The organism is Haemophilus parainfluenzae, from assembly GCF_003253005.1.
Taxonomy (GTDB): domain Bacteria; phylum Pseudomonadota; class Gammaproteobacteria; order Enterobacterales; family Pasteurellaceae; genus Haemophilus_D; species Haemophilus_D parainfluenzae_M.
In genome coordinates this window covers 125594-148884 of sequence record NZ_QEPZ01000001.1, presented here as the reverse complement: position 1 = coordinate 148884, position 23291 = coordinate 125594, and the positions used below count along the sequence as shown (strand labels likewise).

Sequence of the window (23291 nt, the reverse complement as noted above, 5' to 3'; positions counted from 1 at the left end):
CAAAATAATGAAAAAATTGACCGCACTTTTTGATCTTCCGGTGCTTTCAGACATAAATGTGAAGGCGATGGTGTTAGATAGCCGCAAAGTGACCAAAGGTGATGTATTTGTGGCAGTAAAGGGACATCGTTTTGATGCGAGTCAATTTGTGCCTCAAGCCATTTCTTCTGGTGCAAGTGCTGTTATTTTAGAAACAGATTTAGAAAACGAGCATTTGAGCATCCAATGGCAAAATAATGTGCCTGTGATTCACTTCTATCATTTATCAGCTCATCTTTCAGCATTGGCAGGTCAATTTTATAATAATCCTTCCGAAAAATTGACTTTAGTTGGTGTGACTGGAACAAATGGTAAAACCACCGTTTCTCAATTATTAGCTCAATGGGCTACGATGTTAGGTCATAAAGCAGCGGTTATGGGCACGATTGGTAATGGTTTATTAGGTCAAGTTAAGGAAGCAAAAAATACCACAGGTTCAGCCGTTGAAGTTCAAGAAAACCTCGCTGATTTTGTAGAGAAAGGGGCTGATTTTGCTTCTATCGAAGTGTCTTCACATGGTTTAGTTCAACATCGTGTTGAAGCACTTAAATTTAAAGCCGCTATTTTTACCAATTTGAGTCGTGATCATTTGGATTATCATGAAACAATGGAAAAGTATGCCGAAGCTAAAAAACGCTTTTTCGTTGATTTGGCACCTGAGTTACAAATTCTTAATGCTGATGATCCAATTGGGGCCGCATGGTTAAATGAATCACCAAATAGTATCGCAGTCAGCTGTCACCCCAATTTCCATGCAACATCTAAACAATGGCTTTATGCTACGGAAATTCGTTTTACTCATGAAGGAGCAGTCATTGAGTTTTTATCAAGTTGGGGGAATGGCACATTACATAGCCCATTAATTGGCGCTTTTAACGTGAGTAATCTGTTGTTAGCCACGGCTGTTTTATTGGCTTTAGGTTATTCTTTCGATGATCTTATCCGTACTGTTTCACAGCTAAAAGGAGTAAATGGAAGAATGGAATTAATTAAAAAAGCAGGAAAACCAACCATTATCGTTGACTATGCACATACTCCAGATGCATTAGAAAAAGCATTGAATTCTGCTCGTCAACATTGTAAAGGTAAACTTTGGTGTATCTTTGGTTGTGGTGGTGATCGTGATGCGGGTAAACGTCCACTGATGGCAAAAGCCGCAGAGCAATTTGCTGATTTAGTGATCGTAACTCAAGATAATCCGCGCACAGAAGATCCAAATAAAATTGAAGCAGATATTCTTACTGGTTTTAGTAGAATGGAGGATGTTGGTGTAATTCCGGATCGTGAAGAAGCCATCAAATTTACTATTGAGAATGCAATTGAAGATGATGTGATCGTAATTGCAGGAAAAGGCCATGAAAACTATCAGATTATTGGAGATAAAACACTTCATTTTTCAGACCAAGAAGTGGCGGAAGCCTATTTAACAAAAAAATAATAAAACAGAATGATTAAAGTAACTACCCAACAGCTTGCTCAAATTTTAAATGCCAATCTTATTGGCGATGGGCAGGCCGTTGTTGAGAATATCAATACTGATACACGCAAAGTAGTATCTAACTCGCTTTTCTTTGCATTAAAAGGTGAGCATTTTGATGCACATCAATACTTAGATAAAGCCGTTGAGCAAGGTGCGACAGCCTTAGTTGTGCAAGAAGCCAACACTGAAATTGCAACGCCACAATTAGTTGTTGCAGATACGCGCTTAGCCCTTGGTCAATTAGCAAAATGGTTACGTGAAAAAATTAATCCTCGTACCGTGGCGATGACAGGTTCATCAGGTAAAACGACGGTGAAAGAGATGACAGCATCCATTTTGCAACAAACAGCTGGTAATCCTGAAGCAGTCTTATTCACTAATGGTAATTTTAACAACGATATTGGGGTACCACTCACATTATTACGCTTAACTGAACAACATAAATTTGCCGTTATTGAATTAGGTGCTAATCATCAAGGTGAAATTGATTACACCACGCATCTTGCACAGCCAGAAGCTGCATTAGTGAATAACGTGGCAGCTGCACATTTAGAGGGTTTTGGTTCCATTGAAGGTGTGGCACGTGCGAAAGGTGAAATCTATCGTGGTTTAACTCCAAATGGTGTAGCCATTATTAACAGTGAACATAATTATATTGAATTGTGGCAAAAAGAAATTGGTTCCCATGCTATTCAATATTTTAATGGTGGCGATTACAAAGCTGAAAATGTAAAACATTCACCTAATGGCTCGACGTTTTCGTTAGTTTCACCAAAAGGTCGCATTGAAATTAATTTGCCTTATTTAGGGGAGCATAATGTAAAAAATGCTTTGGCAGCGACCGCACTTGCTATGAATGTGGGGGCGAGCCTTGCTGATGTTAAAGCTGGTCTTGAACATCGTTCTCAAGTAAAAGGACGCTTGTTCCCGATACAAGTGAATGAAAATCTACTTTTATTAGATGATACTTACAATGCGAATGTCGATTCTTTACAAGCTGCGATTGATGTTTTAAAAGGTTATGATGCTTTCCGTATTCTACTTGTGGGCGATATGAAAGAATTAGGCGAGGATAGCCTAAAATGCCATCAACAAGTGGGTGAGCACGCCAAACAAGCTAAATTAGATTTAGTGCTTTCTTACGGAACAGAAAGTGCGGTCATTTCTGAAGCTGTTTTGGGAAAACATTTTACAGATAAAGCTGAATTGACAGCTTATGCGTTAGATATTATTAAACAGAAATTACAAGAAAACCAAAAAGTCGTCGTATTAGCGAAAGGTTCTCGCTCAATGAAAATGGAAGAGACGATTTATTCATTAAAGGATAGCTTATGTTAGTTTGGCTTGCTGAATACTTAGTTCGCTATGAAACGGCATTCAATGCCATTTCCTATATTACCGTACGTGCGATTTTGGCATTATTGACCGCACTTTTCATTTCTTTATGGATTGGTCCTAAAGTGATCAAACGCCTTCAAATTTTAAAATTTGGGCAAGAAGTGCGTAATGATGGTCCTGAAAGTCACTTTGCGAAAAAAGGTACGCCAACTATGGGCGGGGTGATGATTTTATTCTCCATCGGTGTCAGTACGTTATTATGGGCCAACTTAACGAATCCTTATGTTTGGATTTGCTTATTTGTATTGTTTGGTTATGGCGCGATTGGCTTTGTGGATGATTTCCGTAAAATCACGCGTAAAAATACTGATGGTTTAATTGCGCGTTGGAAATATTTCTGGATGTCAGTCGTCGCATTAGTGGCGATCATTTGGTTGTATTGGTTAGGTCATGATACAGATGCAACTCGTTTAGTGATTCCATTCTTCAAAGATATCATGCCACAATTAGGCCTATTCTATATTGTGTTGTCTTACTTTGTAATTGTGGGTACAGGTAATGCGGTAAACTTAACCGACGGTTTAGATGGTCTTGCAATTATGCCAACCGCTTTAGTTGCAGGTGCATTTGCTTTAATCGCATGGGCAACCGGTAACGTTAATTTCGCAGAATACTTACATATTCCTTACATCAAACACAGTTCTGAAGTCGTGGTATTCTGTACTGCAATCGTAGGGGCAGGCTTAGGATTCTTATGGTTTAACACTTATCCCGCTCAAGTCTTTATGGGCGATGTAGGTTCTCTAGCACTTGGTGGTGCTCTTGGTGTTGTTGCCATCCTTGTTCGCCAAGAATTCTTATTAGTGATTATGGGCGGGGTATTTGTTGTTGAAGCCTTGTCTGTGATTTTGCAAGTGGGTTCTTACAAATTAAGAAAACAACGTATTTTTAGAATGGCGCCGATTCATCACCACTTTGAATTGAAAGGCTGGCCAGAACCTCGAGTGATTATTCGGTTTTGGATTATCTCCTTAATGTTGGTGTTGATGGGGCTTGTTACGCTCAAACTAAGATAATTTTTGTAGGGTGCACTTGTTGCACCCTGCGTGATCCCAGAATACGAGAGAAGAAAAACAACATGACAACTCTATATCAAAATAAAACTATCACCATCATAGGTCTTGGGAAAACAGGCCTTTCTTGCGTTGAATATCTTCAATCTCAACAAGCTAATATCCGGGTGATTGATACACGGCAACATCCATCAGGCGCAGTTCAATTACCTAAAGATGTTCCTTTACACACGGGTAGTCTAAATCAACAATGGTTACTTGAAAGCGATATTATTGTGATTAGCCCAGGGCTCGCGGTAAAAACACCTGAAATTCAGACCGCACTTTCAGCAGGTGTGGAAGTGATTGGGGATATCGAATTATTCTGCCGAGCAGCAACGAAGCCGATTGTCGGGATTACTGGTTCTAACGGTAAGAGCACCGTAACAACATTGGTCTATGAAATGGCAAAAGCAGCAGGAATAAAAGTGGGCATGGGCGGAAACATTGGCATTCCTGCGTTGTCATTATTAAATGAAGATTGCGATCTTTATGTATTAGAACTTTCCAGTTTTCAACTTGAAACCACTTACAGTTTGAAAGCGGCTGCAGCGACTGTGCTTAATGTGACTGAAGATCACATGGATCGCTATGTAGATTTAGAAGATTATCGCCAAGCAAAATTACGCATTTACCACAATGCGGAAAGATCAGTAGTGAACTTAGAAGACAAACTCACTTTTGGCGAAGGTGAAAATCAAGCTAAGAAGGTTGTATCTTTTGCTGAAAATCAAGCAGATTACTGGTTGAAAACCGAAAACGGTAAACAGTACTTAATGGCGAAAGATGAAGTAATTTTACCTTGTGATGAAGCCACCTTAGTTGGTCGTCATAATTACATGAATATTTTAGCGGCGACAGCGTTAGCGCAAGCAGTAGGTATAAATTTAGAGGCAATTCGTACCGCACTTCGTCAATTTAAAGGCCTAGACCATCGTTTCCAATTAGCGCATCAAGCGAATGGCATTCGTTGGATTAATGATTCTAAAGCCACCAATGTAGGCAGTACCGTTGCGGCATTAGCAGGGTTATATGTTGAAGGAACATTACATCTTTTATTAGGTGGTGATGGCAAAGGTGCAGATTTTTCTGAGCTCTCTGATTTAATCAACCAACCTCATATTTCAACGTATTGCTTTGGTCGTGATGGTAAACAACTCGCGGCACTTTCAAGTCAAAGCCATTTGTTTGAAACCATGGAACAAGCCATTTCATTTTTACGTCCACATTTAAAATCAGGCGATATGGTGTTATTGTCTCCTGCTTGCGCAAGTTTGGATCAGTTTGCCTCTTTTGAGAAACGTGGCGAAGAGTTTACTCGTCTAGCAAAATTAGCTTAAAAATTAGGGTAGTAATGGAATTTATCAATAAAATTAAACAAAATTATGAACAATGGGCGAGAGTGACGCCACAAGGGTTACTCTATGATCGCGCATTGTTTTGGCTTTTTATCGTGCTATTGTTAATTGGTTTAGTGGCAGTAACTTCTGCTTCGATGCCTTACAGTGCACGTGTATTTAATGATACATTCTATTTTGCTAAACGTGATGCAGTGTATGTTTTGCTTTCGTTAGCAACCTGCTATTTAACTCTCCAAATTTCTTCTTCGCAATGGGAAAAGTGGCACGCAAAAGTTTTCTTGTTGGCTATTGTTTTATTAATACTGGTTCTCGGTATTGGAACTTCTGTTAATGGTGCAAAACGTTGGATCTCTTTAGGAATTTTAAATTTCCAGCCTGCGGAATTTGCGAAGTTAGCGTTAACCTGTTTCCTGGCGAGCTATTTTACACGTCGTTATGATGAAGTACGTGGTAAAAAATTCAGTGCAGCTAAGCCTTTTATTGTGATGGGCGTATTAGGTGTATTCTTATTAGCCCAACCTGACTTAGGGAGTACCGTTGTACTTTTCGTTATTACCTTTGGCATGCTTTTTATTGTTGGGGCAAATTTTTGGCAATTTATTTTGCTAATTGGTACAGGCATACTTCTCTTTGTATGGCTGGTTCTTTCAGCTTCATATCGTTTAAAACGTTTTACCGGTTTCTTAGAACCGTTTAAAGATCCTTACGGAACAGGGTTCCAGCTGACTAACTCTTTAATGGCCTTTGGTCGTGGTGAAATTAGTGGGGAAGGGCTCGGTAACTCCATTCAAAAACTTGATTATCTTCCTGAAGCACATACTGACTTTATTATGGCGATTATCGGCGAAGAATTTGGTTTTATTGGTATTTTGGCGGTAGTGGTTCTCTTAGGTTTATTGATTTTCCGTGCGATGAAAATTGGACGAGAATCACTCATGTTAGAACAGCGTTTCCGTGGCTTTTTTGCTTTAGGTATTAGTTTCTGGATTTTTTTCCAAGGTTTCGTCAATCTGGGCATGGCCTTAGGGATGTTACCGACAAAAGGTTTAACTTTTCCATTAGTGAGTTACGGTGGTTCAAGTATCATTATTATGTCGGCAACCGTAGGAATTTTATTGCGTATTGACCATGAAAATAGATTACAACGTGGTGGTCAAGCACGTTTGAGAGATGATTAGGGATATTTATGAGTAAAAAATTATTAGTTATGGCAGGTGGTACTGGTGGACATGTTTTCCCCGCCATTGCTGTTGCTCAAACCTTACAAAAAGAAGGTTGGGAAATTTGCTGGTTAGGTACTAAAGATCGCATGGAAGCACAGCTTGTACCAAAGCATAGTATTCCGATTCGTTTTATTCAAATTTCAGGGTTACGTGGTAAAGGCATTAAAGCATTACTTGGTGCCCCTTTTGCTATTTTTAGAGCAGTATTGCAAGCTCGTAAAATTATTCAAGAATATCAACCTAATGCAGTATTAGGCATGGGCGGTTATGTATCAGGCCCTGGTGGTATCGCTGCAAAACTTTGTGGCGTGCCAGTTATTTTACATGAACAAAATGCCGTAGCAGGCTTAACCAATGAATGGCTGGCTAAAATTGCGACACGTGTATTGCAAGCTTTCCCAACGGCATTCAAAGATGCCGAAGTTGTAGGAAACCCAGTTCGTCAAGATTTATTTGAAATGCCATCACCACAAGCGCGTTTTTCAGAAAGAAGTGGAAAACTGAGAGTACTTGTCGTGGGTGGAAGCCAAGGGGCTCGCATACTCAATCAGACTATTCCGCAAGTAGTAGCGTGTTTGGCAGATAAACTAGAAGTGTTTCATCAAGTGGGTAAAGGTTCTGTTGAAAGCGTGACTGCACTTTATGGTGAACACGCAGATTCGGTCAAAATTACAGAGTTTATCGATGATATGGCAGAAGCCTACGCTTGGGCAGATGTGGTGATTTGTAGATCTGGTGCTTTAACTGTATGTGAATTAGCAGCAGTGGGGACACCAGCAATTTTTGTACCATTCCAGCATAAAGATCAACAACAATATTTAAATGCGAAATATCTTGCCGATGTAGGCGCAGCAAAAATTGTTCAGCAGAATGAATTAAATACGGATGTGTTGGTCGATTTCTTAGAAAAAACAGATCGTGAAACTTTGCTAGCGATGGCGATTAAGGCAAAAGAAATGTCAGCACCATTAGCGGCTAAACGTGTGGCTGATGTCATCGTAGAGAACGCGAAATAAGAATAGAGAAGTTGAGGGATAGTAAATAAACCCTTAACCTAAAAGTGCGGTTAAAAATAAAGGTGAAATAATATGAAACATATTTCGGATGAAATTAGAAAGATTATTCCTGAGATGCGTCGGGTTCAACAAATTCATTTCATTGGTATCGGCGGCGCCGGTATGAGTGGGATTGCCGAAATTTTATTAAATGAAGGTTATGATATCTCTGGTTCCGATATTGCAGATGGTGTCGTGACTCAGCGTCTTGCTCAAGCAGGCGCAAAAATTTTCATTGGTCATCAATCGGAAAATGTGCAAGGGGCAAGTGTCGTTGTTGTATCAAGCGCGATCCATGAAGATAACCCTGAATTAATCGCCGCAAAACAAAATCGTATTCCAGTGATTCAGCGAGCACAAATGTTGGCTGAAATTATGCGTTTCCGTCATGGTATTGCAGTTGCGGGTACCCATGGTAAAACCACCACTACAGCCATGATTTCTATGATTTATACTCAAGCGAAACTGGACCCAACTTTTGTTAATGGTGGATTAGTTAAATCAGCCGGTAAAAATGCACATTTAGGTGCAAGCCGTTATTTAATCGCTGAAGCAGATGAAAGTGATGCGTCTTTCTTACACTTACAGCCAATGGTTTCTGTGGTGACCAATATTGAACCGGATCATATGGATACCTATGAAGGTGACTTTGAGAAAATGAAATCCACCTATGTAAAATTCTTACATAACTTGCCGTTTTATGGTTTAGCGGTGATGTGTGCAGATGATGCGGTATTAATGGAACTAGTTCCTCAAGTTGGTCGTCAGGTGTTAACGTATGGTTTCAGTGAACATGCTGATTATCGTATCGAAGATTATGAACAAACTGGTTTCCAAGGTCATTACACCGTAGTTTGTCCAAGTGGTGAACGTATTAATGTATTATTGAATGTACCAGGTAAACACAATGCGTTAAATGCGACGGCCGCACTTGCTGTGGCAAAAGAAGAAGGCATTGGCAATGAAGCGATTTTAGAAGCACTTGCTGATTTCCAAGGTGCAGGCAGACGTTTCGACCAATTAGGCGAGTTTATTCGTCCAAATGGTAAAGTACGCTTAGTAGATGACTATGGCCATCACCCAACAGAAGTTGGTGTAACAATTAAAGCGGCACGTGAAGGTTGGGGGGATAAACGTATTGTGATGATTTTCCAACCTCACCGTTATTCACGTACTCGCGATTTATTTGATGAATTTGTGCAAGTATTATCCCAAGTGGATACCTTGATTATGTTAGACGTGTATGCCGCAGGTGAAACGCCAATCGTTGGTGCAGATAGTAAAGCACTTTGTCGTTCTATTCGTAATCTAGGAAAAGTCGATCCAATTTTAGTTTCGGATACGGAACAACTTGGTGATGTATTAGATCAAATTATTCAAGATGGTGATTTAATTCTTGCCCAAGGTGCGGGAAGTGTAAGCAAAATTTCTCGTGGTTTAGCTGAACGTTGGAAAGCATAAATACATCGAAAAATAACCGCATTTTTTATAAAGAATAAAAAGAAAACAGGATAAAACAATGAATTTAAAACAAGAAAAAATTGCTGTGTTGTTAGGCGGCACATCAGCTGAACGTGAAGTTTCTCTTAATTCTGGCGCAGCCGTGTTAAACGCATTAGTGAGCCAAGGATATAATGCACACGGTATCGATCCTAAAGAGTATAATGTCGCGAATTTAAAGGCTGATGGTTTTGATCGTGTCTTTAATATTTTACATGGTCGCGGTGGTGAAGATGGCACCATGCAAGGTTTATTAGAACAAATTGGCTTACCTTATACTGGTTGTGGCGTGATGGCTTCAGCATTAACCATGGATAAAATGCGTACTAAGATGTTATGGAAAGCCTTTGATTTACCCGTTGCCGATATGGAGATTGTGACGAAAGAAAACGCTCACGAACTAAACCCACAAGCAGTGGTCGAAAAATTAGGTTTACCTTTGATGGTTAAGCCATCTCTTGAAGGTTCAAGTGTGGGTTTAACTAAAGTAAAAGCAGTCGAAGAATTAAAAAGTGCGGTCGATTATGCACTCAAATTTGATAACACCATTTTGATTGAAGAATGGTTAGCTGGTGATGAATTAACTGTGCCTGTTTTAGGTGGCGAAGTATTGCCTGCTGTTCGCATTGTGCCAGAAGGTGAGTTTTATGATTATGATGCGAAATATATTTCAGATAACACTCAATATTTTTGCCCTGCTGGCCTTTCAGCTGAACGTGAGCAAGAATTAGCGAAATTAGTTAAACGTGCTTATGACGTTGTGGGTTGTCGTGGTTGGAGTCGTATTGATGTGATGACCGATGCACAAGGTAATTTCCGTTTAGTCGAAGTAAATACGAACCCAGGCATGACAAGTCACAGTTTATTCCCTAAATCTGCGTCAACAGTCGGTATTTCATTTGAACAACTCGTCGTGAAAATTTTGGAGTTGAGTGCGTAATGAATGTAATTAAGCGCAAAAATACACCGCCAACGCAATTTGCTCGTTCATCTAACGGAGAAGGTAAATTCCGTTTTATGTTGCAGGTTAAACTTGCTTTGGTGTTACTTTGTGCGGGGCTAGGGTATTTCGTTTATTCAAACTGGCAAAATTGGCTTGACAGCTTAGACGGTGATAGAAAAATTACTGCCTATGCCTTAGTAGGTCAAAATGAATTTACCACTTATCCAGATGTGCAAGATGTGTTGCTCAAAATGGGATCTCTCAAGGGCTTCTGGGGACAAGACGTTAAGCAAATTCAAGAACAGCTTGAAACGATTCCTTGGGTAAAAGGTGCGGTAGTTCGTAAAATTTGGCCAAATCGTTTAAGTATCTGGTTATCAGAATATCAGCCAGTCGCCATTTGGAACAAAACAGAGTTCGTAACAAAAGAGGGAACGGTTTTCCAATTGCCGATGGATAAGTTAAAAGAAAAAGCTTTACCTTATTTAGGTGGTCCAGATTATCAAAGCTTGAAGGTCTTAGAGGCTTGGAATCAAATTTTTGCTGATTTTAAGGCGAAAAATTTGGTGGTTAAAGGTGTGACAATTGATGATCGTGGTGCGTGGCAAGTTACGCTAGATAATGATATAGTATTAAAACTTGGGCGCGGAGATTGGAAACCCAAATTAGATAGATTTGTAACGATTTACCCACAAATTGAAGTGCCTGAAGGTAAACGAATTGATTATGTAGATTTGCGTTATGCATCTGCATCAGCAGCGGTTGGATTGACAGAGAAATAAAAATAATTCATTGGGTGTAATAAGAAAATGGCAAAAGAGTTGGAACCGAAAGTAATTGTAGGTCTTGAAGTTGGTACATCAAAAGTTGTTGCTGTCGTTGGGGAAGTGCTTCCTGATGGCGTAGTAAATGTACTTGGCGTAGGTAGTTGTCCATCGAAAGGGATTGATCGTGGCAGTATTACTGATTTAGATGCCGTTGTTAATTCTATCCAACGTGCCATTGAAGCAGCTGAATCAATGGCCGATTGCCAAATTATGAGCGTGACTCTTGCGATTACAGGTGAGCATATTCAAAGCCTGAATGAGAGCGGCTTTGTTGCTATTTCTGAAAATGAAGTGACTCAAGATGAAATTGATGATGCTCTACATACAGCGAGCTCAGTGAAATTACCTGAGGCTCTTTCTTTATTACACATAATCCCGCAAGAATATGCCGTGGATAAACAAGTTAATATTAAAAACCCATTAGGTTTGCAAGGTGTTCGTTTAAAAGCAAACGTACACTTAATTGCGTGTCATCAAGACTGGCAAAATAACTTGAAAAAAGCAGTTGAGCGTTGCGGATTACAAGTCGATAAAGTCGTGTTCTCCGGCTTTGCAGCAACACATTCTGTTTTAACTGAAGATGAAAAAGATCTTGGTGTTTGCTTAGTTGATTTTGGTGCAGGTACCATGAATATGATGGTTTACACCAATGGCTCGTTGCGTTTCAGCAAGGTTATTCCTTACGCTGGGAACATTGTAACCAATGATATTGCCCATGCATGTACCGTTTCTCGTGCAGAAGCTGAACGCATTAAAGTGAATTATGCGAGTGCATTATATCCGGCACGTTTACATGGCGATAAGAAAATTGAAGTAGCAAGTATTGGTGGTCGAGCGCCACGTGCTTTAACAAAAAGTGATTTATCTTTAATCACTTCAGCAAGATATATTGAACTATTAGGCGTTGTTAAGGACGAATTAGATAAGCTCAAAGCTGATTTAGAAACCAAATATATTAAATTTGAATTAATTGCAGGTATTGTAATCACTGGCGGTGGTGCACAGATTGAAGACTTAAAAGATTGCGCATCAAGTGTATTTGGTTGTCAGGTTCGTATTGGTAGTCCATTAAATATTACGGGTTTAACAGATTATGTGAATCGTCCACAATATTCAACTGTAGTGGGATTATTACAATACCATCATCAAAATAGTGATAATGATCCAGTAGATAGTAATTATGGCGATGAAGCATTAGGTAAAAAATTCTGGAAAGGCCTTAAAAATATTTTCAATAAAGTGAAATCAGAATTTTGATCATTTTGGCTTTTTCATTTACAATAGAAAAAATTTAACTTTTATTAAAGTGCTAGCAGAGTATTAGCAGTAACGGAGAACAGCAAATGTTATACCCAGAGTATGGTGATTTTGAAGAGCAAACAGGTGCACTGATTAAGGTTGTCGGTGTCGGTGGAGGCGGCGGTAACGCGGTTAACCACATGGTTGCTAACATGGTGCAACAAGAGTTCAATGGTAATTTCTTGGGCGAAAGTGCAATTGATAGCGAAGAGCACGGTAAAATCGTATTCTATGCGGTGAATACTGATGCGCAAGCGTTACGCAAAAGCCAAGTTCAACAAACTGTACAAATTGGTGGGGCAACAACGAAAGGTCTTGGTGCAGGCGCAAATCCAAATGTAGGTCGTAAAGCGGCTGAAGATGACCAAGAAGAAATCCGTAAAATGCTTGAAGGTGCAGACATGGTCTTTATCGCAGCCGGTATGGGGGGGGGGACAGGTACTGGTGCCGCACCGATCGTCGCTAAAGTTGCGAAAGAATTAGGCATTTTAACTGTTGCTGTTGTTACTAAGCCATTTAGCTTTGAAGGCAAAAAACGTATGCAATTTGCTGAATTAGGGATTAAAGATCTTTCACAATACGTGGATTCAATGATCATTATTCCTAACCAACAAATCCAAAAAGTTCTCCCAAAAAATGCAACGTTAATTGATGCTTTTGCTGCTGCCAATGACGTATTACGTAACTCTGTTATGGGCATCTCAGATATGATTACGTCTCCAGGTTTAATCAACGTGGACTTCGCAGACGTAAGAACCGTTATGTCAGAAATGGGCCAAGCAATGATTGGTTTCGGTTCAGCTCAAAGTGAACCAGGTGCGGGTCGTGCAGAAGAAGCAGCACGTCTTGCAATAAAAAATGATTTATTAGAGAAAGTCGATCTTTCTAATGCTAAAGGTATCCTTGTTAATATTACCTCAGGTATGGATCTCGGTTTTGACGAATTTAACGTGGTGGGTGACACAGTAGGTAGCTTTGCATCAGAAGATGCGACTATCGTTGTGGGTACCAGTTTAGTCCCTGAAATGAGTAATGAAATTCGTGTGACGATCGTTGCAACGGGTTTAGGTGATGTTGTTGCAGCTGAGCCAGTAGTGATTGCTCGTCCTCAAGCCGCAGTACAACAAGCGCCAGTTCAACAACCAGTAGCGCAAGAAACAATTCAGCCACAGCCGCCAGTTGGTTTACATGGTTTAGATGCATTAAGACATAATCCACAACCAGAACCAGTACAGGAAGAAAATCCACAATACGGTAACTTAAATAAACCGCTTGATCCAAGTCGTTTAGAACAGTTAAGAAATAATCCTAATTTCTTTAATCCGGCATCATTTGGTCGTGGTGAGAGATAAGAGTAGAAGTAATCTTGTTGTGAAGCAATAAGGTAAAAAAGATGATTAAACAAAGAACATTAAAACAAAGCATTAAAGTTACAGGTGTCGGCTTACATAGCGGTAAAAAAGTAACATTAACGTTGCGTCCTGCTATGCCGAATACAGGTGTGATTTACTGCCGTACTGATCTTAATCCGCCAGTGACTTTCCCTGCAAATGCGGATTCAGTGCGCGATACTATGCTTTGTACTGCACTGGTGAATGAACAAGGTGTGCGTGTTTCAACTGTAGAACACTTAAACGCAGCATTAGCAGGTTTAGGTATCGATAATATCATTATCGAAGTTGATGCACCTGAAATTCCAATCATGGACGGTAGTGCAAGCCCATTCATTTACTTGCTTTTAGACGCAGGTATTGAAGAACAAAATGCACCGAAGAAATTTATTCGTATTAAGAAAAATGTACGAGTAGAAGACGGTGATAAATGGGCAGAATTCAAACCTTATAATGGTTTCCGTTTAGATTTCACAATCGACTTTGATCATCCTGCGATTAGTAAAAATGTACGCAATTACGTGATGGATTTCTCAGCACAGGCATTCGTACATCAAATTAGTCGTGCAAGAACCTTTGGTTTCATGAAAGATATTGAGTATCTTCAATCTCAAGGTCTTGCGCTAGGTGGCAGCTTAGATAATGCCATCGTATTAGATGATTACCGTATCTTAAATGAAGATGGGTTACGTTTCAGAGATGAATTAGTTCGTCATAAGATGCTTGATGCGATTGGCGATCTTTATATGTGTGGCTATAACATCATCGGTGATTTTAAAGCTTATAAATCTGGTCACGGTTTAAATAATAAGTTACTCCGTGCTGTACTTGCCGATCAGGAAGCGTGGGAATTTGTTACCTTTGAAGATAAGAAACAAGTTCCACAAGGTTATGTTGCGCTTACACAGGTACTAATCTAAGAATGTTTTGTTGAAAAGCTATACTTCTTTCGGGAGTATAGCTTTTTTATTTCTCATCTTGCGCTGTTATTTTGTTTTCTGCTAAGGTAAAGAGCGGTCAAAAATAGAGGGGTTTTTTATTATGAAAAAATTATTTACCGTGCTTCCTCTTGTGTTAGCAACTTCTGCAGCAATGGCATATGAACAGGACAAAACCTATCAATTTACCATATTGCATACTAATGACACGCACGGACATTTTTGGCCGAATGCAAAAGGTGAATATGGCTTTCCTGCACACAAAACAATTGTTAATCGCGTAAAAGCTGAAGTCGAGCAAAAAGGTGGTTCACTCGTTTTATTAAATGCAGGTGATTTTAATACTGGTGTACCTGAGTCAGATATGCAAACAGCAGAACCTGACATTAAAGCAATGAATGCGATGGGCTATGAAGCAACCGTATTAGGTAACCACGAGTTTGATAATCCACTACAAATTCTTGATATGCAAGAAAAATGGGCGAGCTTCCCATTCTTATCTGCAAACGTGATTAATACGAAAACAGGTAAAACCTTAGTTAAGCCTTATACCATTTTAAATAAACAAGATCTTAAAATTGCCGTGGTCGGTTTAAGCACAGAAGATACTGCAAAATTAGATAACCCAGAATACCTTCACAATGTGAAATTTGAAGATCCAACAACGGTAGCAAAAGCCACATTAAAGGAGCTAAATGAAAAAGTTAAGCCGGATGTAAAAATCGCTTTAACGCATATGGGCTATTATTATGATGCGAAACATAGTTCAAATGCACCAGGTGATGTGAGTCTTGCGCGTAATTTGAATAAAGGCGCATTCGATTATCGGTGGTCACATCCATGATCCTATTTGTGTGGATGATAAAGGGGTATGGATTAAAGATTATCAACCAACTCAACCATGTAAACCAGATTTCCAAAATGGTACTTGGATTATGCAAGCGTTTGAATGGGGTAAATACGTTGGTCGAGCTGACTTTGAGTTCAAAAATGGTGAGTTAAAATTAGTGAATTATCAATTAATTCCAGTGAACCTGAAGAAAAAAGTGAAAAAAGAAGACGGTAAAACAGAATATGTGAACTATGCCGAAGAGATTCCACAAGATCCGGAAATGGAAAAACTTTTAAAGTCTTACCAAGATAAAGGTGATGCTTTATTAAGCCAAAAAATGGGGAAATTAAATGGTAAGTTAGATGTTGATTGTACCATTATTCGTTTTGAACAAACTAACCTTGGTCACTTAATTGCAGAAGCACAACGTCAAAAAGCGAAAGCAGACATTGGTATCATGAACTCAGGTGGTATTCGTGATTCTATCCAAGAAGGTGATGTAACCTATAAAGATATTTTAAAAATCCATCCATTTGGTAATATTGTAAGCTATTTTGAATTAACCGGTAAAGAATTATTGGATTATTTAAATGTAGTCGCATTGAAAGAAGTGGATTCTGGTGCTTATGCACAATATTCAGGTATCAGCATGACAGTGAATCGTGCGAATAAGAAAGTTGAAAATGTGAAGATTCAAGGTAAACCATTGGATTTAAATAAAACTTACCGTATTTCTGTACCAAGCTATAATGCTGCAGGTGGAGATGGTTATCCAGTCATGACAAAAAATCCAACTTTTGTTAACACAGGTTTTATTGATGCGGATGTTTTAAAAGAATTTTTTGAGAAAAATTCACCTATTAATGCGGAGAAATACATCCCTCACAATGAAGTAATCTTTAAATAAGGAATGAAATGGCATTAGATTTATCAGAAATTCGTCAGCAAATTACGCAAATTGATCGCAGCTTGTTAAAGCTGCTTTCAGAGCGTCATCGCCTGGCATATGATGTAGTAAGAAGCAAAGAAGTGACGCAAAAAGCGTTGCGCGATTTAGAACGCGAGCAGCAGCTATTGCAAGAGCTTGTGCAATTTTCTGAAAGTCAAAATTACCAGCTTGAACCACAGTATATTACATCGGTCTTCCAAAAAATTATTGAAGATTCTGTGTTAACACAACAAGTGTATTTACAGAAAAAACTCAATGAGCAACGAGAAGAAACGTTACATATCGCTTTCTTAGGCAAGCGTGGTTCTTACTCTAATTTGGCTGCGCGTAACTATGCGGCTCGTTACCATCAACAATTTGCTGAAATCAGTTGTGATTCCTTTGCTCAAATTTTTGAAAAAGTTGAGAGCGGAGAAGCTGATTATGGTGTACTTCCTTTAGAAAACACCACATCTGGTGCAATTAATGAAGTTTATGATTTGCTTCAACATACCACCTTATCTTTGGTGGGCGAGTTGGCTTATCCTATCAAGCACTGTGTTTTAGTGAATGAGCAGGATGATTTAAGCAAAATTGATACACTTTATAGCCATCCACAGGTGATCCAGCAGTGTAGTCAATTTATTCAAAGTCTTGAGCGAGTGCATATCGAGTACTGTGAAAGTAGCTCTCATGCAATGCAGCTTGTATCAAGCTTGAATAAACCGAATATTGCGGCACTGGGCAATGAAGATGGCGGCAAGCTTTACGGCTTACATGTGTTAAAACATAATATTGCGAATCAAGAAAACAATATTACTCGTTTTATTGTCGTAGCAAAACAAGCTCGAGAAGTTTCACCGCAAATTCACACGAAAACTTTATTGTTGATGACAACATCGCAACAAGCGGGTTCCCTAGTGGATGCTTTACTTGTGTTTAAAAAGCACGGTATTAATATGACCAAGCTTGAATCTCGTCCAATTTATGGCAAACCTTGGGAAGAAATGTTCTATTTGGAGATTGAAGGAAATATTCATCATCCAGATACCCAAATTGCCTTGGAAGAGCTTAAGCAATTCAGTAATTATCTGAAAGTGCTTGGTTGTTATCCAAGTGAAATTGTGAAACCTGCGAAGGTATAACGAAAAAAAGAGCGATCGATTTAAAACAACGTTAAAATCGACCGCTCTTTTTATTGTGAATTCTTAAGCTTTTTTCAAGAATTCGGATTTCAACATGATTTTTCCACAATCGACGTTGTGATCTCCGTTAACTAAACGGATATTTTTGAATTTAGTGCCTTTCTTCAACACTTCAGATGAGCCTTTTAATTTTAAATCTTTAATTAAAAGCACATCATCACCATCGGCTAATAAATTACCGTTGCTATCTTTAACAATCAGTTGATCGTCATCGGCTTCAACTGTTTCATTACCATTCCACTCATTGCCACAATCAGGACAAACAAAATTCACAGAATCGTGATAAACATATTCACCTTTACATTTTGGGCAAGCTGGCATTTGATCCATTTCTTTTTCCTTCTTTATCTGATTTAAGCAAAGTATAATGCGCACGGAGTATAACAAAAAAGTGACTATTCGCCAAAAAATGGGCAATTTCACGGAATTTATGAGGTATTTATGAAAAAAATTATGCTTTTAAGTGCAGTGATGGGGAGTTTAATCTCAATCAATGCATTCGCACACAATATTCAACCTAACCAACTTTTAGCGAACGTAACAGTTTCGGATAAAGGCGAAATTACTTTAAATGGTAATGATGTGACTTATAAATCGTGGAGCTCAACGGCATTGCCAGGCAAAGTTCGAGTGATTCAGCATATTGCAGGCAGAAGTGCGGCAAAAGAGAAAAATCAAGCAATGATCGAAGCCATCAAAGCTGCTCATTTTAACCAAGCTAAATATCAAACCACGACGATTATTAATGCAGATGATGCTGTTGTGGGCACAGGCATGTTTGTGAAAAGTAGTGCAGAAAAAGGCAAAAAAGAGAATGCCCACAGCCAAGTGATTTTAGATGATAAAAGTGCGGTCAAAAACGCATGGGAATTGCGTGAAAAAGACAGTGTGATTATTTTGCTTGATAAAACCGGCAAAGTGCAATTTGTGAAAGAAGGTAAATTGACGGATGATGAAGTCAAGGAAGTCATTTCTCGTGCAACAGCGTTAATGGCGAAGTAATAGACTTACAAGCGGAAGTTTTCTTCCGCTTTTTTATCCCTTGAAATCCTTCATTAACTTTCTCAATGTATTACAGTTTCGTTGAAATTTACGACAATGTGTACAAATGGAAAGATGCAGATTGAGTCCAATTTTTTCTTTGGTCATTAATTGTCGTTCTTGAGCATCTGAAATAAGGCGAGTCGCTTGGCGACATTTCATAAAGTCACTCCTTAAAGTTTATGAGATAAGCAGTTTTGAAGTTGTAAGCGGGCACGATAGAGTGTCGTGTGCAAGTTACTTATGCTTAGTTGATTTTCTTGGCAAATTTCTTCAGAAGATAATTCCAAAAACTCTCTCATCATAAAAATCTTGGCTTGTTTGGCCGGTAGGCAAGTTAAACAAGTTTCAAAAATCAGCCAAAACTCTTCGGAATAGACCGCACTTTCGCTCTGTTCAAGATCAAGCGGGGACTGTTCAGCTTTCCAGTGTCCGCCTTCATCAAAGAAATGATTGGTTTGCTCTTCATCTTCTATTTCGGTTTCCAGTACAAATTTGCCTTTTTGACGAAGAAAATCGATGATTTTATTTTTTAAGATAGCAAAGACCCAGGTTTTAAATGCGGCTTGTCGCTTAAAGTGCTCGAGATTGTTAAATGCACTCAAAAAACTTTCTTGAACCAAATCTTCAGCTAATACAGGATTATTCACCTGTAATGTGGCAAATTTCAGCATTTGCTCTCTAATTTGTGTCAGTTCTTTATCGGAAATTCCGGTTTCCATATTTTTTCCTTGGAAAATGTGTAAGAAAAAGGTTCCTTATCCGTCTAATGATAATGAAAGGGGAAGACCTTTCTAGATAACGTTAATTATTCACAAATTAAGGAAGATTCAAAATGAAAAATATTACTGCAAAAACAACCTTTACTGCTATTGCTGCACTTTTCTTCGCAACCAGTCTTTATGCGACCGATATGAAATCTAATGAAATGTCGATGGCAAAAGATCCCATGCCGATGACAAAAGATGCTATGCCAATGCAAAACGATAAAATGGCATCTGATGGAATGATGAAATCTCATGATATGAAATCTCACGATATGAAAATGGATAATATGAAATCAGAAGTCATGCAATCTGATGATATGAAAACAAAAGAAATGAAAGCAAAAGAAATGAAGAAAAAAGCAAAAACAATGGAAAACCCGAAAATGTAATGCTTTCTTCTTAAAAGAAAAACTGCGGTCAAATTGACCGCAGTTTTTGTATCAAAGTGAGATTATTGTTTACGCCACGTTGTGCCGTTGGCGCCATCTTCTAACACAATTCCCATTGCTGTGAGTTCATTACGTGCCGCATCCGCAGCAGCCCAATCTTTAGCTGCACGAGCTTCGTTGCGTTGTTTGATGAGCGCTTCAATTTTTGCGACTTCATCATCGTCAGAGCCAGCTTGTAAGAATTTTTCTGGATCTTGTTGAAGTAAACCTAAGATACCCGCTAACTCACGTAAACGCGCAGCAAGACCATTGGCTTTTTCTACATCTTCAGTTTTCAATTTATTGATTTCACGCGCCATTTCAAATAGAACAGAAAGGGCATTAGGCGTATTGAAATCATCGTCCATTGCTTCACGGAAGGCTTCCACAAAAATTTCACCGCCAAAAGCGACCGCACTTTGATCAGTACCACGTAAAGCGGTGTACAAACGTTCCAATGCACCTTGTGCTAAATTCAGGTTTTCTTCACTATAATTGAGTTGGCTACGATAGTGTGCCGTTAGTAAGAAATAACGTACCGCTTCTGCATTGTAGTGGTTTAATACATCACGAATAGTGAAGAAGTTGCCGAGGGATTTCGACATTTTTTCTTTATCTACCATGATCATGCCAGAATGGATCCAATAATTCACATATTGACCACCATGAGCACAACAAGATTGCGCAATTTCATTTTCGTGGTGCGGGAACATTAGGTCAGAACCGCCACCGTGAATATCAAAGTGTTCACCAAGTTGTTTGCAGTTCATTGCCGAACATTCAATGTGCCAACCTGGACGACCTGCGCCCCATGGGGATGGCCAGCTTGGTTCGTTTTCTTTCGACATTTTCCAAAGCACAAAATCCATTGGATTTTTCTTGATTTCATTAATTTCAATACGTGCACCAGCTTGTAATTGGTCAAGATCTTGGCGTGATAATTTACCGTATTCCTTAAAGCTTTCCACATCAAACATCACGTCGCCATTGTCAGCAACATAAGCATGACCGCGTGCAATCAGTTTTTCCACAATCTCAATAATTTCAGGGATATGATGCGTCGCACGAGGCTCAAAATCAGGGCGTAATACGTTTAACGCATCAAAATCTTTATACATTTCTTGTACCATACGATCCACAAGTTGATCGCAGGTTTCTTTATTTTCTAATGCACGTTTAATGATCTTATCATCCACATCCGTGATATTACGCACATAAGTTAAATCGTAACCTAAAGCGCGTAAATAGCGAGCAATCACATCAAAACACACAAAGGTACGGCCGTGGCCAATATGGCATAAATCGTAAACGGTCACGCCGCACACATACATACCCACTTTTCCTTCATGGATAGGTTTGAATACTTCTTTTTCTCGAGTGAGGGTATTAAAAATCTTTAACATATTTTTCTCTTAAAACAGGTTGGAAAACGACCGCACTTTTTCTGCTCCTTATGGCACTTTCTCGCCATTTGTGGAATAATGAACGCCTTAATTTTCAAGAGGAAAACAACATGGTTACATTACACACAAATTTTGGCGATATTAAAATTAAACTTGATTTTGATAAAGCGCCAATCACTGCAGAAAACTTTTTAAATTATTGTAAAAACGGTTTCTATAATAACACAATTTTCCATCGTGTTATTGATGGATTTATGATCCAAGGTGGTGGTATGGAAAGCGGAATGCGTGAAAAAGCAACAAACGCACCGATCCAAAATGAAGCTAACAATCGTTTAAGCAATAAACGTGGCACAATCGCCATGGCGCGTACCTCTGATCCTCATTCTGCAACGGCACAATTCTTCATTAACGTGGCAGATAATGACTTCTTAAACTACCGTTCAAAAGAGATGTTTGGCCGTGAAGTCGTGCAAGAATGGGGCTATGCCGTATTCGGTGAAGTGGTTGAAGGCATGGATGTGGTTGATAAAATCAAGAAAGTAAAAACCGGTAATAAAGGTTTCCACCAAGACGTTCCGACAGAAGATGTGGTGATTACATCCGTTTCTGTAGAATAATTAATTCGGTGTGTGGATGCGTAATCTACACACTTTTTTCTTAAGTAAAATAACATTATGCCTTTCTTCGATACTCATACCCATCTTGATTATCTTCATCATGATACTGGTGAGCCATTAGCTCAGCTGGTGGAGAACGCTAAGCAAGCGGATGTGCAAAAAATCTTGATTGTGGCGGTAAAAGAGTCGGATTTTAAAACGATCCAAAATATGACCGCACTTTTCCCTGAGCATCTTTATTGTGGACTTGGGTTGCATCCGCTTTATATCAAAAAGCATCAAGAGCATGATTTAGAGATATTGGATGCGGCATTATCCGTTCGTAATCAAAATTGTACAGCCGTAGCAGAAATTGGCTTAGAGTGTGCGATTCCAGATTTATTGACGGATGAATTGTGGCAAAAGCAACAGCACTTTTTGGAAAGTCAGCTTTATTTAGCGAAGAAATACAATCTGTCGGTCAATTTACATAGTCGCAAATCCCACGAGCAATTATTCCGCTTTTTGAAACAGGCTAATTTGCCAAAATATGGTGTGGTGCATGGTTTTTCTGGAAGTTATGATCAAGCAAAACGATTTGTGGATTTAGGCTATAAAATTGGTGTAGGCGGCACGATTACTTATGAACGTGCGAATAAAACGCGCCAAGCGATTGCGAAGTTGCCATTAGAGGCACTGGTATTAGAAACGGATACACCAGATATGCCAGTGTTTGGCTTTCAAGGACAACCTAATCGACCAGAGCGGATTGTTCTCATATTTGAGGTGTTATGCCGTTTAAGAAGTGAAAATGCTGAAGTGATTAAAGAAACGGCTTGGCAGAATAGCTTAACCTTATTCGGTTAAACCTTAAAACGATAAATCACTTGATTGGCTGAACCTCGCCAAACTAAGCTTGGGTCAGCCTGTTCTTGTATAAATTTTCCATCAATAAGCACGTCAATATAAGGCAACATTTGACGTTGATAATCATCAAGTTCATCCAGTTTATATCCCGTCCACACCCAGATATCCTTATCAGGACATTCTTTTTTTACACGCTGAATAAAAGGAAGTAAGGCTTCAACATTACGAGGATGCATCGGATCCCCACCGGAAAGTGTAAGCCCTTGACGTTTAATGCGCGTATCTTTTAAATCATTGATGATCTGTTGTTCCATCGCTTCATCAAATAATACGCCATTATCAAAAGACCAGCTCTTTTGGTTGTAGCAACCACGGCAACCGTGCGTACAACCGCTAACGAAAAGGGTACAACGCGTGCCTTCGCCATTTACAACATCGGTAGGGTAGTATTGGAGATAGTTCATGGTTTTACCTCAAAAGTGCGGTCGATTTTCTCGTCAAATTCACCGAATTGATAAATTAACCTTTGCAATACAGGGGCAATTCTTGCATAATAGCCCACCTAATCGCATTGCGATATCAATGGGAATCTTCTCGGTCTCTCGCAACGGTGTCCGGTTTACTCGGTCAGGTTCGGAAGAAAGCAGCCAAAGTCGGAATTTCTGTGTGCCGAGAATAAGCTGGGAAGATTTCCACCCAACTTATCCTTCCTTAT

General features: G+C 39.2%; 22 protein-coding genes, 1 other RNA gene and 1 pseudogene. 19 read left to right on the top strand and 5 right to left on the bottom strand.

Features of this window, described 5'->3' with window-relative positions; all coding sequences use genetic code 11:
* Positions 1-7 precede the first annotated feature (7 nt).
* From murE to pheA, 14 genes and pseudogenes are all read left to right on the top strand, one after another.
* Positions 8-1477, top strand: a complete 1470-nt coding sequence (murE, locus tag DPV97_RS00725) for a UDP-N-acetylmuramoyl-L-alanyl-D-glutamate--2,6-diaminopimelate ligase (protein WP_070714071.1) — start codon at positions 8-10, stop codon at positions 1475-1477.
* Between the two features lie 9 nt (positions 1478-1486).
* The gene (gene murF, locus DPV97_RS00720; RefSeq protein ID WP_070714074.1) at positions 1487-2857 is read left to right on the top strand and encodes a UDP-N-acetylmuramoyl-tripeptide--D-alanyl-D-alanine ligase; all 1371 of its coding nucleotides are present in this window, start codon (positions 1487-1489) and stop codon (positions 2855-2857) included.
* Entirely contained in the window at positions 2851-3933 is a 1083-nt protein-coding gene (gene mraY / locus DPV97_RS00715; protein WP_049370102.1) for a phospho-N-acetylmuramoyl-pentapeptide-transferase, read from the top strand. The genes murF and mraY overlap by 7 nt, the downstream gene beginning before the upstream one ends.
* Before the next feature lie 62 nt (positions 3934-3995).
* Positions 3996-5309 (top strand): UDP-N-acetylmuramoyl-L-alanine--D-glutamate ligase, encoded by a 1314-nt coding sequence (murD, locus tag DPV97_RS00710; RefSeq protein ID WP_049375250.1) that lies wholly within the window; start codon positions 3996-3998, stop codon positions 5307-5309.
* A gap of 14 nt (positions 5310-5323) precedes the next feature.
* Positions 5324-6508 carry a putative lipid II flippase FtsW gene (gene ftsW, locus DPV97_RS00705; RefSeq protein WP_049381686.1) on the top strand — a complete coding sequence of 395 codons (1185 nt, stop codon included), beginning with the start codon at positions 5324-5326 and terminating at the stop codon, positions 6506-6508.
* Positions 6509-6516: 8 nt separating this feature from the next.
* A complete protein-coding gene (gene murG / locus DPV97_RS00700; protein ID WP_049364426.1) occupies positions 6517-7569 on the top strand; it encodes an undecaprenyldiphospho-muramoylpentapeptide beta-N-acetylglucosaminyltransferase in 1053 nt (350 codons plus the stop codon).
* A gap of 72 nt (positions 7570-7641) precedes the next feature.
* Positions 7642-9069, top strand: coding sequence for a UDP-N-acetylmuramate--L-alanine ligase (murC, locus tag DPV97_RS00695; RefSeq protein WP_049364425.1), 1428 nt, complete (start codon positions 7642-7644; stop codon positions 9067-9069).
* Between the two features lie 58 nt (positions 9070-9127).
* Complete coding sequence (locus DPV97_RS00690) at positions 9128-10048, top strand: D-alanine--D-alanine ligase (RefSeq protein ID WP_070714078.1); 921 nt, start codon at positions 9128-9130, stop codon at positions 10046-10048.
* Positions 10048-10833, top strand: a complete 786-nt coding sequence (locus DPV97_RS00685) for a cell division protein FtsQ/DivIB (RefSeq protein ID WP_049364423.1) — start codon at positions 10048-10050, stop codon at positions 10831-10833. Before DPV97_RS00690 ends, DPV97_RS00685 begins: the two co-directional genes overlap by 1 nt.
* A gap of 27 nt (positions 10834-10860) precedes the next feature.
* Entirely contained in the window at positions 10861-12135 is a 1275-nt protein-coding gene (gene ftsA, locus DPV97_RS00680) for a cell division protein FtsA (protein ID WP_070714081.1), read from the top strand.
* 86 nt (positions 12136-12221) lie between these two features.
* A complete protein-coding gene (gene ftsZ / locus DPV97_RS00675; RefSeq protein ID WP_070714082.1) occupies positions 12222-13529 on the top strand; it encodes a cell division protein FtsZ in 1308 nt (435 codons plus the stop codon).
* Positions 13530-13570: 41 nt separating this feature from the next.
* Positions 13571-14488, top strand: a complete 918-nt coding sequence (gene lpxC / locus DPV97_RS00670) for a UDP-3-O-acyl-N-acetylglucosamine deacetylase (RefSeq protein WP_070714083.1) — start codon at positions 13571-13573, stop codon at positions 14486-14488.
* 121 nt (positions 14489-14609) lie between these two features.
* Positions 14610-16245: pseudogene (ushA, locus tag DPV97_RS00665) on the top strand (bifunctional UDP-sugar hydrolase/5'-nucleotidase UshA).
* A gap of 8 nt (positions 16246-16253) precedes the next feature.
* Positions 16254-17411, top strand: a complete 1158-nt coding sequence (gene pheA, locus DPV97_RS00660; protein WP_070714084.1) for a prephenate dehydratase — start codon at positions 16254-16256, stop codon at positions 17409-17411.
* 63 nt (positions 17412-17474) lie between these two features.
* On the opposite strand, the gene DPV97_RS00655 is transcribed toward pheA, so the two are convergent.
* Positions 17475-17801, bottom strand: coding sequence for a zinc ribbon domain-containing protein YjdM (locus tag DPV97_RS00655; RefSeq protein ID WP_054418140.1), 327 nt, complete (start codon positions 17799-17801; stop codon positions 17475-17477).
* A gap of 111 nt (positions 17802-17912) precedes the next feature.
* Between DPV97_RS00655 and DPV97_RS00650 the strand changes: the two genes are divergently transcribed.
* Positions 17913-18473, top strand: a complete 561-nt coding sequence (locus tag DPV97_RS00650) for a YtfJ family protein (protein ID WP_070714085.1) — start codon at positions 17913-17915, stop codon at positions 18471-18473.
* Between the two features lie 33 nt (positions 18474-18506).
* On the opposite strand, the gene DPV97_RS00645 is transcribed toward DPV97_RS00650, so the two are convergent.
* Both DPV97_RS00645 and DPV97_RS00640 read right to left on the bottom strand, forming a co-directional pair.
* On the bottom strand, positions 18507-18674 hold the full coding sequence (locus tag DPV97_RS00645) for an anti-sigma factor family protein (RefSeq protein WP_070714090.1): 168 nt from the start codon (positions 18672-18674) through the stop codon (positions 18507-18509).
* An 11-nt stretch (positions 18675-18685) separates the two neighbouring features.
* Positions 18686-19234 (bottom strand): sigma-70 family RNA polymerase sigma factor, encoded by a 549-nt coding sequence (locus DPV97_RS00640; protein ID WP_070714093.1) that lies wholly within the window; start codon positions 19232-19234, stop codon positions 18686-18688.
* A 113-nt stretch (positions 19235-19347) separates the two neighbouring features.
* Between DPV97_RS00640 and DPV97_RS00635 the strand changes: the two genes are divergently transcribed.
* The gene (locus DPV97_RS00635; protein WP_070714096.1) at positions 19348-19668 is read left to right on the top strand and encodes a hypothetical protein; all 321 of its coding nucleotides are present in this window, start codon (positions 19348-19350) and stop codon (positions 19666-19668) included.
* Positions 19669-19730: 62 nt separating this feature from the next.
* On the opposite strand, the gene cysS is transcribed toward DPV97_RS00635, so the two are convergent.
* Positions 19731-21110: a cysteine--tRNA ligase gene (gene cysS / locus DPV97_RS00630; RefSeq protein ID WP_070714099.1), complete on the bottom strand. Its 1380-nt coding sequence runs from the start codon at positions 21108-21110 to the stop codon at positions 19731-19733.
* Positions 21111-21220: 110 nt separating this feature from the next.
* On the opposite strand from cysS, the gene DPV97_RS00625 reads away from it, so the two are divergent.
* The gene (locus DPV97_RS00625) at positions 21221-21730 is read left to right on the top strand and encodes a peptidylprolyl isomerase (protein WP_005699853.1); all 510 of its coding nucleotides are present in this window, start codon (positions 21221-21223) and stop codon (positions 21728-21730) included.
* A 57-nt stretch (positions 21731-21787) separates the two neighbouring features.
* Entirely contained in the window at positions 21788-22576 is a 789-nt protein-coding gene (locus tag DPV97_RS00620; RefSeq protein WP_070714102.1) for a TatD family hydrolase, read from the top strand.
* Here the strand turns inward: DPV97_RS00620 and nrdG are convergent.
* A complete protein-coding gene (nrdG, locus tag DPV97_RS00615; RefSeq protein WP_070583289.1) occupies positions 22573-23040 on the bottom strand; it encodes an anaerobic ribonucleoside-triphosphate reductase-activating protein in 468 nt (155 codons plus the stop codon). The two genes, DPV97_RS00620 and nrdG, sit on opposite strands and share 4 nt — an antisense overlap.
* Before the next feature lie 127 nt (positions 23041-23167).
* Here nrdG and ffs point away from each other — a divergent pair.
* An RNA gene (ffs, locus tag DPV97_RS00610) (signal recognition particle sRNA small type) lies at positions 23168-23266 on the top strand.
* The last annotated feature ends 25 nt before the right edge of the window (positions 23267-23291 follow it).

What these genes read in the sequence shown, in the direction of transcription:
- DPV97_RS00620 (WP_070714102.1), top strand. Translation starts at nt 21,788, where the DNA reads ATGCCTTTCTTCGATACTCATACCCATCTTGATTATCTTCATCATGAT.
- DPV97_RS00690 (WP_070714078.1), top strand. Translation starts at nt 9,128, where the DNA reads ATGAATTTAAAACAAGAAAAAATTGCTGTGTTGTTAGGCGGCACATCA.
- DPV97_RS00685 (WP_049364423.1), top strand. Translation starts at nt 10,048, where the DNA reads ATGAATGTAATTAAGCGCAAAAATACACCGCCAACGCAATTTGCTCGT.
- murF (WP_070714074.1), top strand. Translation starts at nt 1,487, where the DNA reads ATGATTAAAGTAACTACCCAACAGCTTGCTCAAATTTTAAATGCCAAT.
- murG (WP_049364426.1), top strand. Translation starts at nt 6,517, where the DNA reads ATGAGTAAAAAATTATTAGTTATGGCAGGTGGTACTGGTGGACATGTT.
- murC (WP_049364425.1), top strand. Translation starts at nt 7,642, where the DNA reads ATGAAACATATTTCGGATGAAATTAGAAAGATTATTCCTGAGATGCGT.
- murE (WP_070714071.1), top strand. Translation starts at nt 8, where the DNA reads ATGAAAAAATTGACCGCACTTTTTGATCTTCCGGTGCTTTCAGACATA.
- DPV97_RS00635 (WP_070714096.1), top strand. Translation starts at nt 19,348, where the DNA reads ATGAAAAATATTACTGCAAAAACAACCTTTACTGCTATTGCTGCACTT.
- DPV97_RS00640 (WP_070714093.1), bottom strand. Translation starts at nt 19,234, where the DNA reads ATGGAAACCGGAATTTCCGATAAAGAACTGACACAAATTAGAGAGCAA.
- lpxC (WP_070714083.1), top strand. Translation starts at nt 13,571, where the DNA reads ATGATTAAACAAAGAACATTAAAACAAAGCATTAAAGTTACAGGTGTC.
- nrdG (WP_070583289.1), bottom strand. Translation starts at nt 23,040, where the DNA reads ATGAACTATCTCCAATACTACCCTACCGATGTTGTAAATGGCGAAGGC.
- DPV97_RS00655 (WP_054418140.1), bottom strand. Translation starts at nt 17,801, where the DNA reads ATGGATCAAATGCCAGCTTGCCCAAAATGTAAAGGTGAATATGTTTAT.
- DPV97_RS00650 (WP_070714085.1), top strand. Translation starts at nt 17,913, where the DNA reads ATGAAAAAAATTATGCTTTTAAGTGCAGTGATGGGGAGTTTAATCTCA.
- DPV97_RS00625 (WP_005699853.1), top strand. Translation starts at nt 21,221, where the DNA reads ATGGTTACATTACACACAAATTTTGGCGATATTAAAATTAAACTTGAT.
- mraY (WP_049370102.1), top strand. Translation starts at nt 2,851, where the DNA reads ATGTTAGTTTGGCTTGCTGAATACTTAGTTCGCTATGAAACGGCATTC.
- ftsZ (WP_070714082.1), top strand. Translation starts at nt 12,222, where the DNA reads ATGTTATACCCAGAGTATGGTGATTTTGAAGAGCAAACAGGTGCACTG.
- DPV97_RS00645 (WP_070714090.1), bottom strand. Translation starts at nt 18,674, where the DNA reads ATGAAATGTCGCCAAGCGACTCGCCTTATTTCAGATGCTCAAGAACGA.
- cysS (WP_070714099.1), bottom strand. Translation starts at nt 21,110, where the DNA reads ATGTTAAAGATTTTTAATACCCTCACTCGAGAAAAAGAAGTATTCAAA.
- ftsW (WP_049381686.1), top strand. Translation starts at nt 5,324, where the DNA reads ATGGAATTTATCAATAAAATTAAACAAAATTATGAACAATGGGCGAGA.
- murD (WP_049375250.1), top strand. Translation starts at nt 3,996, where the DNA reads ATGACAACTCTATATCAAAATAAAACTATCACCATCATAGGTCTTGGG.
- ftsA (WP_070714081.1), top strand. Translation starts at nt 10,861, where the DNA reads ATGGCAAAAGAGTTGGAACCGAAAGTAATTGTAGGTCTTGAAGTTGGT.
- pheA (WP_070714084.1), top strand. Translation starts at nt 16,254, where the DNA reads ATGGCATTAGATTTATCAGAAATTCGTCAGCAAATTACGCAAATTGAT.